Raw genomic sequence first — 15,265 nt, forward strand, 5'->3', positions numbered from 1 at the left:
TAGACCTCCAAAATATTATTTTAATTACAAATCTTCATAAGTAAATTTAAAGTTTCCTTTGCATGTGTGTACATGGCATTGTGACCTGCATGTAATTCAAAAATTGGCCACTTACTTTTCCTTACAACTTCTCTTGAACTTTCTAGAGATTCATAAACAGGATTAGTACAAAAGATATAACTTAGAGGAAGGCCATTTCCAATTTCATTTTTTAACTTTAGCTTAGATTGAAAAGTACTAATGGGGTGAGGTGTTAATTGTTTGTTAAGCATAATTGATTTTCTGATATCAAAAACTCCAAATGCCTCTGGATTAGGTGCTGGGACTGAAAGTTTACCTTCTGATTTTTCAGCAAGCGCAATTCTTTCTTTAACCACTTCAGGTGGAGCTATATCAAAAGGACTTTGACCATCAGATAAAATTACTGCGTCGAAGTAAATAAGTCTATTAATTCTATCTTTCAATATGTCTGCCACACCACTAATTGTGCTCCCAGCAAAACTATGTCCAACTAATATTACATTGTCTAAATTATTGAAAATAATATGATTAACAATATCTTCAATGAAAGTATCTAAGGTAATGTTTGAAGATAACAAATGCTTTCTTTCACCTAAACCCGTTTGTGTAGGGCAAGTGACACTATAACCTTGATAGATTAAAGATTGCGCAACCTCTGTCCAAACCCATCCACCGTGCCATGCTCCATGAATTAAAACAAAATGGGGTTTATTATTTTTCATATCACTCTCTTTAAATTAATGAATAAAATGATAATATATATATCATTATAATAAAGTATATTGATCAACTAATTTTGTCTCGAGCTAATTTAAGAATTATCATGAAAACAATTAACATCGCTATCTTTGGAAGCTCAGGAGCAATTGGAAAGGCTTTATGTCTTGAGTATTCAAAATATGAAAACGTAAATAAAATTTTCGCTTTTTCAAGAACTGGTGAGAGCTTAAATAACAATTTGGTTACATCAAGAAAAGTTGACTATGCAAACGAAGAAAGTTTGAAAATTGAAGCACAATCTCTTGACTATAGATTAGATGTTATTTTGATAACAGTTGGTGCTCTAGACAATCCAGAGAAATCAATAAAAGACTTTTCTGCAAATAAATTCATAGATATGTTTAATGTTAATACAATACCGACTGCTTTAATTGCTAAATACTTTTTGCCTTTACTTCATCGAGACAGAGTAACTAAATTTGCTTCTTTATCTGCTAGAGTAGGAAGTATTGAAGACAACCAACTAGGTGGTTGGTACTCTTATCGTGCATCTAAGTCAGCTTTAAATATGATTTTAAAAGGGCTTTCTATTGAACAAAAAAGATTGAACCCTGAAAGTATAATTTTTGGGTTACATCCTGGAACAGTAGATTCTAAGTTATCACAACCATTTCGGAAAAAGAATAAAGAATATTTTACACCTGAATTTTCTGCCCAAAAGTTAAGGGAGGTAATTGAAAGTAAATCTATAAATGACAACGGCAAAATATTTGCTTGGGATAATAAAGTAATTCCATACTAAGTGTTAGGCTTATATTCCGGTATATTGTAATTAGTAAGATGTTTCTGCCAAAACTCATCTGTAAAACTTTTTCCCAACCTCATGAAAATGTAAACTATACATAATGTCAAAACCGCTCTTAAAAAAAGAGTTACAATTATATTAGAACCTATTAGAGATACAACTGCAGTATCTTCTATTATACTGTGAAGCATTCCTATTAGAATTATGATACCAAACACATCCTTGTAATGTAATTTTCCAGTTTTAACTTCCTTAATTAAAAGACCTGCTCCAAAACCAATCCCTAAAGTGACCCCAACAACGGCAATCGTAGAAGCTTTTTCTCCAACACCAAGAAAATTCAAAAAAGGCTTTAAAGCTTTTTCAATTAATCTCTCAACACCTATATATTTTAAAAAATCTAAAATTATTACTAACGCAACAATTATAATAAATATCATAGCAAGTCCCTTCAACTGGGACAAAGCCCAACTTAAAATATCTGGCGCACTTTCTAAGCTTGGTAATAAAATTGTAGCTGAGTAGTTCATATATCCAGTAATCTGGAAAAACAAATTTAGAAGGTAGCATGACAAAACACCGAGACCTAGCCTAACAAATATCATTGCACGAGCTCTCACTCCTGCTTTTCGACAGATAATAACTTCTATAGGTAAAGAATGAGTAAATAATATTAATAACCCTAACACACTTGCCTGTGCAGCTGTAAAAGTTTCATCAATTGGAAGCCCTGAAAAAATTATTAAACCTGCATAAGGACTTGTAAGCATCGATGTTGTAAATACTAAAGAAATAGCCTCAGGTAATCCCAATAAAAGCATTAAAGGGGCACAAAATGTATTTAAAACCTGAACAAAACCTATTTCCTCTAATATTTTAATAACTATGAGAGTTGGTATCATCACTTTGAAAAGTTCTAGAGTTATCTCATAAGATGATATGGATAGTTCTTTAATTTTATTCATAAATCATTCTCTAAAAAGGTTAACTATATTGAAATTTATCTTTTTGAAAATAAATCTTCCACATTATAAACGTAACTATAAGTAGATTTGTGAAATTCCAAAAAATTCCATTCACAAATGCTAATTTATATGATTGGGTTAAGTCAAATATTTCACCTGACATCCAGCCACCTAGACCCATACCAACAATTGTAGCCATAATCACTAAACCAACTCTTTCTCCAATTTCTTCAATAGGCAAATATTTTCTTATTATCATTGCATATGCCGGGACAATCCCTCCCTGAGAAAGCCCAAACATTAGTGAAACTATATAAAGTGATAATTGACTGTCAAAGGGTAAGAAAAATACCAATGAAAGCATTTGTAAAAAAGACCCTATAAACAAAGTATAAACTGGGCCAATTTTATCAGATAAATATCCAAATCCAATTCTGCTTATCATTCCTGAAAAGAGCATTACAGACAACACTTGAGCACCTATTCCTAATCCAAAACCTCTTTCAACGCATAAGGCTACGATATGTACTTGGGGCATTGCCATTGCTAAGCAACACCCAATACCTGCTAAAATTAATAAAATTTGTAATGTGCTTGGTGATAAATTATTTAGAGAAGTGTTTTTGGTAGCTATATCATTACCAGATATATTGTTTGCAATGTTGTTTTTTAAGAAATAAGCAATGGGAAACATAATGGTTGCACAAATGATTGCTATTATAAAATAAACGTCTTTCCAGTTATTTGATTCTAGAAAAGAACTTATGAGAAGTGGCCAAAAGGCTCCCGCCACGTAATTTGCACTAGCTATAATTGCTACTGCTAAGCCTCTTCTTTTTTCAAAGAAATTACCAATATCAGCCATTGCAGGCCCAAAAAAAGTAGCTGCAGCAGTTCCCATAAAAATTTGTAAAATTAATAAATGCCAGAATTCAGTTGAAATTATCGCTGTTAAATACGAAGAGACAAGTATAAATGTTGCAAAAATAATTGGTATTTTTAATCCAAATCTATCAATAACTTTTCCAATTAAAAAATTACCAAGCCCAAAACCCACCATAGTAGTCGCATATAGTAAACTTGCCTTACCTCTATCTATATTAAACTCAGTTTCAATAGCAGGCATAACAACGACTACTGACCACATACCTACAGTACCAACGACACCTATTGTAAATAGAAGTATCAACCTTAACCATGACTTCAAACTGTCTTGTTCAATTGAAGTTATTGTATGTCTGTTTTTTATAGAATCAACCATCAGTTACTTTCAGAAAATTTATTATATGATACCCTTATCTTTAAGGTTTATAATTTCACTTTTAGAAAGACCAATTTTTTCTGACAGTATTTCATCTGTATGTTCTCCTAGTAAAGGAGGTGGCATCCTGTAGGTTGGAGGTGTCTGTTCCATTTTAATTGGATTTGCTATCAACTTTAAAGGAGCCTTCCCTGTTTTTTTATGATCCATCTGGACAACCATTTCTCTTGCTTTAACATGAGGATCAGAGAAAACTTCGCTTAATGTATTGATTGGGCCACAACCTATTTTTTGCTTTTCCAATTCTGTTAACCACCAATCAGATTTATGTTTTTTAGTAATCTCGTTTAAAGTATTTGTAACAAATTCTCTATTTGAAACTCTATCTGCGTTAGTTTTAAACCTTTCATCTCCTAGTAACTTTTCTTCACCAGCCAACTTACAAAACCTTTCAAAAGTAGGATCGTTACCTATCGATAAGACTATATAACCATCTGAAGTTGGCATTACTTGGTAAGGGACAATATTGGGATGTTGATTGCCTAGTCTGTCAGGGTTTTTATCAGTAGAAAGATAATTCATCCCCTGGTTTGCTAACCACGCGACATGAGTATCCAGCATTCCAATATCAATGAATTGTCCTTGACCTGTTTGAATTTGATGCCTTACTGCAGCTAATATTCCTACTGATGCAAACATTCCGGCCATTAAGTCACCAATTGGAACTCCTACTTTCATAGGTTCACCATCTGGATCTCCGGTAAGTGACATAACGCCACCCATAGCTTGAATTAAACCGTCATACCCAGGCCTAGACGCATATGGTCCGGTTTGACCAAAGCCAGTGATTGAGCAGTAAATTAATCTTGGAAAATCTTTTTTTAAGTCTTTGTAACCAAGACCATATTTTTCTAAAGTACCTGTTTTAAAATTTTCAACTAAGATATCACAGTCTGACAACAATTTTCTTACTAGGCCTTGTCCTTCTTTCTCACTTAGATTTATTGTAATAGATTTTTTATTTCTATTTGCCCCACAATAATACGCGCTTAAATCAGTATCTTCACCATTATCATTTTTAACAAATGGTGGAGCAAATCCACGAGTATCATCACCTCCTCCAGGCCTTTCAACTTTAATTATATCAGCGCCAAGATCACCAAGCATTTGAGTGCAATATGGACCTGCCAATACTCTAGTCAAATCTAAAACCTTTATACCTTCAAGTGAATTATTCATGATTTATATCTCTTACAGTTTATAAAATTTTATTTATTTTTTTGAAATATACCCAAAAACATTAAACATTGCATTTTTTTTATAAAATTTTAGATTTACTAAAATTCATTTAACTTTATTGTATATTCTTAACATCTTAAATAAAAATTACCAATAAACTTATCCTAGAGAATTAAATGACAAAATTAGATATTAACAAGCCAAAATTTGGTGAATTAACAAAAATAGCATCAGATTTATATTGGGCACATTTTGAACTACCTTTTCGTTTGAATCACGTAAATTTATTTCTAATGGATACACCTGAGGGTATTTTAATCCTTGATGCAGGATTGAAATCTGAACACTCTGAAGAACATTGGGAGGCGTTACTTAACGGTCCACTAAAATCAAAAAAATTTGCAGGCATTGTAATAACTCATTACCATCCTGATCATATTGGTATGGCTGGATGGTTACAAAAAAAGCTTAACATAAAATGTTACACAACGGAAAAAGAGCTTTTCACCGCTAAAACATTTAGATCAATGCCAGATGATGAATATGCTAAAATATTTAGAAATGTTTTTGTTCGCGCAGGTATGAGTGAAGAGGATATTATTGCCAAAGGCCCTGCTACAAGATTATATAAAAATAGAGTTTATGAACTTCCAGAATTCGAAATTATCAAAGCTGGTCATGAATTTATTTCAAATGATGGAAAATGGATTGTCAGAACCGACTCTGGTCATTCGCCCGAACATATTTCTTTATTAGATAAAGAAAGAAAATTGTATCTTTCTGGAGATTTTTTATTACCAAGAATATCTCCTAACATTTCAGATAATTTTTTTGACCCTTTGGATGACAGGTTAGGTGAATATCTAAAATACTTAAATGAAATACAAGAAATTGGACCTGAAACCAGTGTTTTCCCATGTCATGACTGGCCATTTGACGAAGGTGCACAAAGAGCCAAAGATTTAATAAAGCATCATAATCATAGATTAGCCTTAATAATTGAGGCTTTAAAAAAGAAAAGTATTACTATCATGGATTCCATAAGCATTATTTTTGATCGAAAAATTGGTGATGAACAAATGCACTTTGCTATTGGAGAGGCTCGAGCACACCTCATACACCTTGATGTGACTGGTCGGGCAAAAAGCGAAATAGATGAACGTGGGACAGTTCACTATAAGAAAATTTAAAAATTATGAAGGGTTTTATTATACAGCTTTTAAAGTTGGTGATTTATTAGGTAAAAGCATTCCAGCTATAATCACACTTATCGATATTAAGGCTAAACATTGAAGTACAAAAGAAAAATCATACCCATTTTTTAGTAATAAAGACGTAATTGGTAAAACACTTGCACCAGCTGATAAATTTATCATGAATTTTATAGAAAGAACTCTTCCTCTCCAACTATCTTTAACATATTTAACTAAAATAACGTCAGTAATTGGGACTTGCCCAAAAACAAAAATCATCGCTGCTAACATAATAAATAATAAACCAAAATCAGACGACTGACTTGCTATATAAATAAAAATCAATTGCCCTAAACCCATGGCAGCCAGAACATATTTTGGAGGAATTTTATCAACTAACCATCCTGTTCCTATTTGTGAAAAAGACGCAATGGCATAAACTAATCCTGCTAGAAGACCTGTTATTGCAACATCATTTGAAATTTGTAACATGTTAACTTCAAACAACCTTGGTATAAGAAAAGTTAATGATCCAAATATAAACCCTCCTGAAAGAGTAACTATACTCAAACAAAATAAAACAGTTTGCCATCCTTCAGTTAAAACAGATGAAGATTTACTGTTTTTAGTATTATCTACTTTCACTTCGGTTTCATTTTGTTCAATAAAAGCAAATAGTTGAGATATTCCAAATAACAAACACATTATTGAAGGAATCAAAAACCCTAAACGCCAATCAGCATACGCTATTAAAAATCCTGTTAGTATTGGAGCTAATGCAACACCCATATTTCCCCAAACTCCATTTATTCCTAATCTCAAACCAACTTTTCCTGGACGCTTAACAATCATTGCTATTCCTACTGGATGGTAAATTGCAGCAAAGAAACCTAATATACCAAGCGACAAACCCAACATTTCCGTAGATTGTGAAAATGCAGCTAAAATAGAACCTAATCCAAGGCCAAAAGGATAAACTGTAATTAGAATAGCTCGTGAGTATTTGTCAGCTAGCCATCCAGCTAAAGGTGCAGCTGCACCAAATAAAACAACTCCTAGAGTTCCATAAACAATTATTTCCTCATAACTTAGGCCAAATTCTCTTCCAGCATCGAAGGCAGCCTTTGCAAATATAAGCATCATAAAATGATCTAAGAGATGACCTATATTGAGATAAAGATCAGGTATCGAATAACTTTTGGAGCTATCAAAAGATATAATTTTCATAATTAAAGTAACCGTAATTCAATTTTATTCATTAAGATAAAAAAGTTGTATAATCCGTATGTTTTAATTTTTCTACCCTAAGAGCATTTTCAGGTGCATTAGTATCCTCATAACCAATAGATACTCCACAAACTAACATTTCATTTTCTTTAAAATTTAGATGCTCAGAAATTAAGGTATGAAATTTAGTAAACGCAACTTGACCGCACGAATGTAAACCCTCACCTCTGGCACCTACTAATATGCTTTGTATAAACATACCAACATCCATAAAAGTACCAGTGGCTAGCCTTCTATCCATAGTGATAAACATTCCAACAGGGGCACCAAAGAAATGGAAATTTTCCTGCATTTGTTTATCTCTAGCTTCAAAATCATCTCTTCCAATATTTAATAACTTATAAAGTTCAAAGCCCACTGCTCTTCTTCTAGAAACGAAGGGCTCAAACCATTCAGTAGGATAATAATCAAATTCTTGCTTAAAATTTTTTGCAGACCCATCTTCAATAGATCCTAAAATAGATTTAGTTATAGCTTCTTTTTTCTTCCCTTCAACTACGTAGACATGCCAAGGCTGAATATTATGACCACTTGGTGCAAAGGCTGAGCACTCTAATATATTTTTTATTTTATCTTTAGGTATTGGATCAGGTAAAAATCTTCTAACTGATCTTCTTGAAATAAAAGCCTCTTTAACATCCATAATTCACGCCTCAATGTAAGAAGTTAATAAAAATAGTTAACTATTTAACTATTTACATATTTTATTTTTAATCAATTAATTAATTAATTTATTTAGTTTTCTGCAAAGATTTTCCTAAAGAAGTTTACTTTATCAATTCTTGCAAATAAATATGGTTGGGTTTCTTTTATAGATTCTGTTATTCTGTTGGTCTTAGAAAAGTTGATTTTTGTTTTTATTTTATTATCAGCAATTTGTGTTGGTTTTTTCTTGTTTGACTTCCAAAAACTTAAAACTTTCTTCAAATATGGCTTGTTTTTAACTGGGTCGGAAGAATGATAATGTTTTATGGCTTTTTCCCATGAACCATGTTTGTTTTTTAACTGTATCAAAAATGACGCTGCATAAGAAACATTTGGTTCAATAGATAACATGTCTTTTATATTTTTAAAGTTCTGTTTATGCCATTTTAAGTTAATTTGCATACAACCCACATCAAGATTATTATCACCTTTTTTAGTATGCTTTAATAAATATGATTTCATCTGATTTTTGTTATCGAAAAACAAACTTTTTCCAGCATGGTTAATTGTCCAAGGCCATATCACCATTTCATTATTTTTTAATATTCTTCCCGCTTCTGCTCGACCAATTCCCAAAAGTAAGCCACTTGGAATGTCAGTTATATTTTCAATATTTCGAATAACATCTTTGCATTTAGATTTAATTTCTAATGCAAATGAACTTTTCAACATAAATAATATGTATGCTGTAATTATTAAGGTAATATTAAACAACTTTTTTAAGGACATAATAAAGGTAATTAGCAATCAGTATGCCATATAAAAAATCATCTTAATTTTTTATAGTCTGGAGACCTTTTTTCTAAAAAAGAGTCTATACCTTCTATACTTTCATTGTCTCCTTGAGATTGAACCATGAAATCTGTTTCTAATTTGATTTGTTCAGTAAATTTATTACCGTAGGCAGACCTAGTTAATTTTTTAATTCTTGATATTGAATTTTTAGGAAGATTTTCAAAGTTTTTTGAGAGTTCCATTGCAGTTTCTTTTGCATTACCTTTTTGAGCTAAAACATTAACGGCACCGATTTGATATAATCTAGAAGAATCAATTTTTCCTCCTATCATGGCCATTTCAGAAAGTAATTGACGTGGCATTGTTTCAGACAAAAATTTTGTTGCAGCTCCGTCAGGAGTAAGACCAATTTTTACATAAGCTAAAGAAAAGAATGTGTGTTCACTCATAACAACAAGGTCGCATGCCATAGCCAATGATACACCTGCGCCAGCTGCACCACCCTCTATTGCAGAGATCACAGGTTTTGAACAATTATATATAGCTTCTATAGTTCCATTTAATTGATTTAAAGTTTCATATCTTTGTTCTTCGGTCATTGAACGTCTTGTTTTTAACGCATTCAAGTCACCTCCTGCACAAAAAAAATCTCCTGCACCCGTGATTATAATTGAAAAAACATCTTTGTTTTCTTCTGCCATTTTAATTGAAGATTGAAACTCATCATGAAACCCTTTTACCATTGAATTTCTTTTTGTAGGGTTATTTAAAGTCAATAACATTGTGTTGCCATGGATTGTATTTTCAATAATAGACATATAATTCCTGTATTTTAAAAATTTAAAGATAATATATTATTGAATTTAATGATAAGTTTCGTCAACCTTCAAAAAATAAAAATAGGAATTTATACACATGATGGAAAAAGAGAAGGCATTAAAATTAATTATGAATGCAGCTCTAGAAGCCGCCATGCCAAAAGGTAAGTTTAAACATATTCCTACCCCCCCTAAAGGAGATTTAATTTTATTAGGTGCAGGGAAAGCTTCTGCTAGCATGGCTGCTGAGTTTGAAAATAGCTATAACCATCCATTGAAGGGATTAGTCATAACAAGATATGGACATTTTACAGATACTAAGTTTGTTGAAGTTTACGAAGCTTCACACCCAAATCCTGATCAAGCAGGTTTGTTAGCCACCCAAAAGTTATTCAATATAGCAAATAAAGCAACAAAGGATGATCATATAGTTTTTTTAATTTCTGGAGGAGCATCATCACTACTCACTTTACCTTTTAATGGTGTTTCATTTGAAGAAAAACAAAGAATAAATAATGAACTTTTAAAATCTGGTGCTCCTATTGATAAAATGAATATCGTTAGAAGGTCACTTTCTCAAATCAAAGGAGGGCGACTAGCTGCAGCTATTTTTCCTGCAAGTCTTACAACTTATATGATTTCAGACATACCAGGTGATGATCCAGCCTATATTGGTTCCGGGCCCACTATTCAAGCAAATGGGAAGAATGAAGACGCTATTTCTATATTAGACAGTTATAAAATAAATATTAGTAAGGAGATTCATAATATTATTATTAAAAATTCATTACCCCAGCTTCATAATACTCCTAGGTATATGCTTGCAACTCCAATGATGGCGCTTAAAAATGCAGCTAAAGTAGCAGACGAACAAGGTTTTATTCCTATAATTTTGTCTGACACTTTAGAAGGTGAAGCTCATGTAGAGGGAAAAAAAATGGCTGAATTAGCACTGCAAATTAAAAAAGATAAAAAATATAAAAATATAAATTTGAATAAACCCCTAATACTTTTATCCGGAGGAGAGACAACAGTTACAGTTAAAGGTGATGGTAAAGGTGGAAGAAATACAGAATTTATGTTATCCATGGCCATAAGCTTGGATAAAATGAAAGGCATTAGTGCTCTGGCAATTGATACAGATGGTATCGACGGCATTGAGGATAATGCTGGTGCATATATATCTGAAAATACTCTAAATAAGGCTAGTTCTCCTAATAAGAACCCAGAAAATTATCTAAGTAACAATGACTCATATACATTTTTTAAATCAATAGATGATTTGATATATACTTCACCGACATTAACAAACGTGAATGATTTTAGAGCAGTTTTAATTGAACCTTAAAAACAATTAAGGGCTAACAGGTATTGTTTCATTGAACCCTGGAAGTTTTAATGCAACATTTTCGTACCATTTTTTAATATTAGGTCTATTGGTTTCCCAGTCCCTTACATTCCTAAATGTCAAATAACCTAGTGCAGAAGCTAAACCAATATTAGCAGCATCAAATCCCGATGGATCAGTCCAATTAACTATATCCAATTCTATGAAATCTAGGGATTTATCGATTTTCCCTATTTGCAAATCCAACCACATTTTAGAAGGAACTTCGCCACCTGCATATCTATCGGAGTAAACTACCAATAAAGAAGCGTCAATTATTCCTTCAGCCAGTGCTGATCTTGATAAAATTGTATCTCTATCTTTTCCAGAAGCAGGAATAAGGCCACCGCCTTCTCTATTAAAATAGTCGATAATTACTCTACTATCAAAGAGACAATCTCCATCAGGCTTTTCAACTATTGGTATTTTCCCTAAAGGATTTTTACTTCTTATGTCTTTATCATCAGTGAGAAGTTCTAATTGTTTATCTAAACCTGATCTAAAAGCAGCTAGCATTACTTTACGAACATATGGAGAAGCAGGACTGAAAGTTAATTTATACATTACAACACCTTTAAAATTATAGTTTTAAAACTTAGATTGCTTTAATGCAAACTTTAAAATTTGATGCTATATTTATATTTTAACAGAAGGCTTTTATGAAGTATCTAATTGTGACACAGACTTTTCCTCCAAAATCAGGTGGAATGCAAACAGTAATGGAGACAATAAGTAAAAAGCTAGCAACTTTTGAAGAAACACATGTTTTTCCTGATCACTTTCTTAAAAAAAACTTTAACATTTCTAATTCCAATTTTCATATTCATAACAACTTCACTCCAAAGTTATTAAGACATATCGTGAAAAAGAATTTAGTAGCCAAAATATATGAAGATAACGACATAGTTATTTGTGACAGCTGGAAATCTGTTAACGCAGTTCCAGAAAAAGTAAATAAAATTATAGTGTTCGCCCATGGACAAGAATATTTAGCAACCAAAAAAGCTAATCAAATCAAGAAATCGCTTTATAGAGCTAATCATATAATCAGCAGTTCTAATTATACTCTAGATTTAATAAATAATATGAATATTACAGAAATTAAAAAATCCGTAATACCACCTACCTATTCACTAAAAGCAACTGATGAAAATAATATTTTTAAACAACCAACAAAAAAAGTATCAATACTTTCTATTACAAGACTTGAAGAAAGAAAGGGTATTATACCTGTTTTAAAATCTTTAGGTTATCTTCATAAAGAAAAATTAATAAAACCTTTCATATGGGAAATATGTGGAGAAGGAAACCAAGAAACTGAAATTAAAAATTATATTGATAATTTAGGTTTGAGCAAACACGTCAGATTACTAGGAAGAGTTTCTAATGAAATAAAAAATCAACTTCTAAAAAAAGCAGATCTTTTTGTAATGCCCTCTTATAAAGTTAGAAATTCTATTGAAGGTTTTGGTATTTCTTATATTGAAGCTGCTTCTTATGGTGTACCGTCAATTGCAGGAGTTGAGGGTGGAATTAGAGATGCAGTCTTTGATATGAAAACTGGTTGGTGTGTTGACCCATTAAATTCAAGCCTGCTTTTAGATACTATTAAGGAAGCTATAAATAACGAAAGTAAAAGAAAAAAATTTGGATTAGAAGCAAAAAAACAATTCTTAAAAAAATTTCTAGGAGAAAAAGTTTTCAGGAAATTTATGAACACCATTAATTCCTAAATCTAAATTAAATCTTTTATCTTCTAATTTAGTTTTTATGTTTCCGTAATAATGAGGGAAAAGATCCCCATCCCTAGATGCTTCCCATTTAAGTTTATTTTGTATTTTTTTTTCATCAAATTGTATAATTAACAGACCGTCTTGACCTGCAAAATGTTTTGAAACTGTTACTTGTATTTGATTAATTGTAGATAAATGAATAAAACCGTCATTTATATCAACCTCTGAACCTGAATAAAAACCAACCTCACTTGCATCATTCCATTCTTTTTTTGAACATACTTTATATATGTATGTCATTAAGAATTCTCACTCATAAACTTGTCGATTAAATCAATTAGAATTTGTGGCTCATCTTCTTGTGAATAGTGTCCAGCATTTGGTATTTTAGTAACACTGGAATTAGGAAATAGAGCTTTAAAATCTCTAATTGCATAGTCTGGGTCTATGGCTTTATCTTGCATGCCATAAGCTAAAATTGCAGGCTTAGAGCATAATTCGCTCAAATTACCCTGCTTAATACCTTCAACTATAAATGGTACAATTCTATTTAAAAGCGCATCAAGGGGAAAATTAATAGCTCCTATGCAACTAGCTCTATTAGGAAATTGTGAAGAGTAAGCATTAATCCAATTATCGTTTATGATGTTATTATTTGTAAAATTTGGAATTTTCATCACTGATAAAACCGTTGATCCAAGCTCACCTAAAATTCCTTCAAGTGTATTTGCTTCATGATGTTTTTTTATCCATTTGAACCATGGAGTTAAACCTTTAGGTCTTTCTTCTTTGCTATATCCAAATAAAGTATTTATTAAAACGTAACCTTTTACTCTATCAATATTTCTTATTGAGTAAGCCCCAGTAATAGGTCCTCCCCAATCTTGTCCGACAAAGGTTATATTTTTTAAATCTAAAAAATCAATTAACCTTGCAAGATTTTCCACATGAGTTTTAAGAGTATATTCTTTATCTTGAGGAGATTCTGATTTTCCAAACCCCATCAAATCAGGAACTATCACTCTATATTTCTTTGATAACTGAGGAATAAAATTTCTGTAAATATATCCCCAAGTTGGTTCACCGTGGAGCATTATAATGGGAATCCCGTCTGTAGGACCTTCATCAATATAGTGCTGTTTAAAACCATTTCCATTGAAGAAGTTAGGTTTAAATGGCCATGTTCCTCTAAATGTTTCATCATGATTAATCATACTTCAAAAACCTTAAGAATATTTACGTTTCTGTACTTGCTGCCTCTTTTTCATATGTATAAGCACATACTCCAACAAAATTATTTTCTTTAAAAACTAAACTCTCTTTCAAGTCAGCAATAATAGAAATATAATTTTCTTCAAATTTATTTAATGCGTCTGGGTTTTCAAATTTAATTGAAACATTCAAATCTCCTGTTTGTCCAATAAAAATATTTAGACCTACAATGTTGAAAGAGGAAATTTTTGATCCAAATTTTTCTGAGCAAAAAGATGCTGCTAACTTAGCTTCACTTACTGACGTAAATTTAAAATTTAATATCTTTCCAAACATTTTTAACCTTTTATCTGCCCAAGCATATTCATCAACTCATCTTCATTAGATGACAAATTCTTTACTCGTTTTAAAGTTCCAATATTAAGGTTAAGCTCTTTTTTTAACAACTTTCCATCACTTGATATTTCAATGTTATTATTACTCTCAAAGCCTAGACCCAGTTTTACAATGAACTTTTGTTCTTCTAAAGAAATAAAATCTTTAATAAAAAATTTTAATACTGAGATAGCTTCTAAAACTTTCAAATTTGGATGTTTCAGTAATAATTTATTTAATATATGTATAGTTGATTCTGCCGTCCCTTTTCTTTGAGAAACTTGAACCTCTAATTGATAGGCTAGTTTTGTGGCTAATCCCATTAACAGACTTATTTTGTGCTTTGTTAATTTTCTTACCTTGTTATCACTTACACACAAAGTTCCTAAAGTATACCCGTCAGAAGTAACAATTGGAAATGCTGCATAAAATTTTACTCCAAAATCAGTTACTGCAGGATGGTATTTAAAACGAGCATCTTTAACCATATTATTAATAATTAGGGGTTGCTTTTTCTCTAAAGCAAATTGACATAAAGTTTGATTTCTTGGCATTTCGTTCGGCACATCGTCAGGGAAACCATCTCTAGCTAAAATAACTTGTTTTTCAGAGTCAATTACACCTGTCCAACTCACAGGACATCCAGTAATTTCTTTAGCTAAAAAACAATATATTTCATACAGGTTACTGTCGATGTCTTCAGTCGCACCTGATCTATGAACTGCTTCTACTCGTTTAGTGTCATTAGAGGGTATTTGTGCAGGTTTGAAATTCATATGAAAAAATACTCAATAATAAGTTTAATTTTA

Annotated in this window: 17 protein-coding genes; 4 read left to right on the forward strand and 13 right to left on the reverse strand. The window is 31.6% G+C overall.

Translation table 11 applies throughout. From position 1 onward, the window contains the following. Nucleotides 1-20: 20 nt before the first annotated feature. Nucleotides 21-743: an alpha/beta fold hydrolase gene (locus tag ABXT66_RS08190; protein ID WP_443643011.1), complete on the reverse strand. Its 723-nt coding sequence runs from the start codon at nt 741-743 to the stop codon at nt 21-23. A 101-nt stretch (nt 744-844) separates the two neighbouring features. On the opposite strand from ABXT66_RS08190, the gene ABXT66_RS08195 reads away from it, so the two are divergent. Then, complete coding sequence (locus tag ABXT66_RS08195; RefSeq protein ID WP_443643012.1) at nt 845-1,543, forward strand: SDR family NAD(P)-dependent oxidoreductase; 699 nt, start codon at nt 845-847, stop codon at nt 1,541-1,543. On the opposite strand, the gene ABXT66_RS08200 is transcribed toward ABXT66_RS08195, so the two are convergent. Genes ABXT66_RS08200 through ABXT66_RS08210 form a run of 3 tightly spaced genes read right to left on the reverse strand, consistent with a single transcriptional unit; the run spans nt 1,540 to nt 5,011 of the window. Beyond that, on the reverse strand, nt 1,540-2,511 hold the full coding sequence (locus tag ABXT66_RS08200; RefSeq protein ID WP_443643013.1) for a nucleoside recognition domain-containing protein: 972 nt from the start codon (nt 2,509-2,511) through the stop codon (nt 1,540-1,542). The genes ABXT66_RS08195 and ABXT66_RS08200 overlap by 4 nt on opposite strands. Nucleotides 2,512-2,530: 19 nt before the next feature. Continuing rightward, nucleotides 2,531-3,772, reverse strand: a complete 1,242-nt coding sequence (locus tag ABXT66_RS08205) for an MFS transporter (RefSeq protein WP_443643014.1) — start codon at nt 3,770-3,772, stop codon at nt 2,531-2,533. A 21-nt stretch (nt 3,773-3,793) separates the two neighbouring features. After that, nucleotides 3,794-5,011, reverse strand: a complete 1,218-nt coding sequence (locus ABXT66_RS08210; RefSeq protein ID WP_443643015.1) for a CaiB/BaiF CoA transferase family protein — start codon at nt 5,009-5,011, stop codon at nt 3,794-3,796. A gap of 176 nt (nt 5,012-5,187) precedes the next feature. Here ABXT66_RS08210 and ABXT66_RS08215 point away from each other — a divergent pair, with 176 nt between their 5' ends. Next, nucleotides 5,188-6,201, forward strand: coding sequence for an MBL fold metallo-hydrolase (locus ABXT66_RS08215; protein ID WP_443643016.1), 1,014 nt, complete (start codon nt 5,188-5,190; stop codon nt 6,199-6,201). An 18-nt stretch (nt 6,202-6,219) separates the two neighbouring features. On the opposite strand, the gene ABXT66_RS08220 is transcribed toward ABXT66_RS08215, so the two are convergent. The 4 genes from ABXT66_RS08220 to ABXT66_RS08235 form a co-directional block, all read right to left on the reverse strand. Then, on the reverse strand, nt 6,220-7,431 hold the full coding sequence (locus tag ABXT66_RS08220; protein WP_443643017.1) for an MFS transporter: 1,212 nt from the start codon (nt 7,429-7,431) through the stop codon (nt 6,220-6,222). Between the two features lie 31 nt (nt 7,432-7,462). Further along, the gene (locus ABXT66_RS08225; protein WP_443643018.1) at nt 7,463-8,134 is read right to left on the reverse strand and encodes a nitroreductase; all 672 of its coding nucleotides are present in this window, start codon (nt 8,132-8,134) and stop codon (nt 7,463-7,465) included. Between the two features lie 92 nt (nt 8,135-8,226). Beyond that, a complete protein-coding gene (locus tag ABXT66_RS08230; protein WP_443643019.1) occupies nt 8,227-8,868 on the reverse strand; it encodes a hypothetical protein in 642 nt (213 codons plus the stop codon). Nucleotides 8,869-8,963: 95 nt separating this feature from the next. Beyond that, a complete protein-coding gene (locus ABXT66_RS08235) occupies nt 8,964-9,749 on the reverse strand; it encodes an oxepin-CoA hydrolase, alternative type (protein WP_443643020.1) in 786 nt (261 codons plus the stop codon). A gap of 100 nt (nt 9,750-9,849) precedes the next feature. Between ABXT66_RS08235 and ABXT66_RS08240 the strand changes: the two genes are divergently transcribed. Beyond that, nucleotides 9,850-11,097: a glycerate kinase type-2 family protein gene (locus ABXT66_RS08240; protein ID WP_443643021.1), complete on the forward strand. Its 1,248-nt coding sequence runs from the start codon at nt 9,850-9,852 to the stop codon at nt 11,095-11,097. A 6-nt stretch (nt 11,098-11,103) separates the two neighbouring features. Here ABXT66_RS08240 and ABXT66_RS08245 read toward each other — a convergent pair whose 3' ends face one another. Then, nucleotides 11,104-11,700 carry a glutathione S-transferase family protein gene (locus ABXT66_RS08245; protein ID WP_443643022.1) on the reverse strand — a complete coding sequence of 199 codons (597 nt, stop codon included), beginning with the start codon at nt 11,698-11,700 and terminating at the stop codon, nt 11,104-11,106. Nucleotides 11,701-11,795: 95 nt separating this feature from the next. Here ABXT66_RS08245 and ABXT66_RS08250 point away from each other — a divergent pair, with 95 nt between their 5' ends. Then, a complete protein-coding gene (locus tag ABXT66_RS08250) occupies nt 11,796-12,869 on the forward strand; it encodes a glycosyltransferase family 4 protein (RefSeq protein WP_443643023.1) in 1,074 nt (357 codons plus the stop codon). Here the strand turns inward: ABXT66_RS08250 and ABXT66_RS08255 are convergent. From ABXT66_RS08255 to ABXT66_RS08270, 4 genes are read right to left on the reverse strand one after another with little or no spacing between them, the layout of a single operon-like run. Next, on the reverse strand, nt 12,822-13,169 hold the full coding sequence (locus ABXT66_RS08255; protein ID WP_443643024.1) for a DUF952 domain-containing protein: 348 nt from the start codon (nt 13,167-13,169) through the stop codon (nt 12,822-12,824). The two genes, ABXT66_RS08250 and ABXT66_RS08255, sit on opposite strands and share 48 nt — an antisense overlap. Beyond that, nucleotides 13,169-14,083 (reverse strand): alpha/beta fold hydrolase, encoded by a 915-nt coding sequence (locus ABXT66_RS08260; RefSeq protein WP_443643025.1) that lies wholly within the window; start codon nt 14,081-14,083, stop codon nt 13,169-13,171. The genes ABXT66_RS08255 and ABXT66_RS08260 overlap by 1 nt, the downstream gene beginning before the upstream one ends. 22 nt (nt 14,084-14,105) lie before the next feature. Then, complete coding sequence (locus ABXT66_RS08265) at nt 14,106-14,417, reverse strand: hypothetical protein (RefSeq protein ID WP_443643026.1); 312 nt, start codon at nt 14,415-14,417, stop codon at nt 14,106-14,108. Between the two features lie 2 nt (nt 14,418-14,419). Next, nucleotides 14,420-15,232, reverse strand: a complete 813-nt coding sequence (locus ABXT66_RS08270) for a GAF domain-containing protein (protein WP_443643027.1) — start codon at nt 15,230-15,232, stop codon at nt 14,420-14,422. Nucleotides 15,233-15,265 lie beyond the last annotated feature (33 nt).

The organism is Candidatus Levibacter sp. Uisw_134_01, assembly GCF_047717795.1.
GTDB lineage: Bacteria > Pseudomonadota > Alphaproteobacteria > Puniceispirillales > Marisalimonadaceae > Marisalimonas.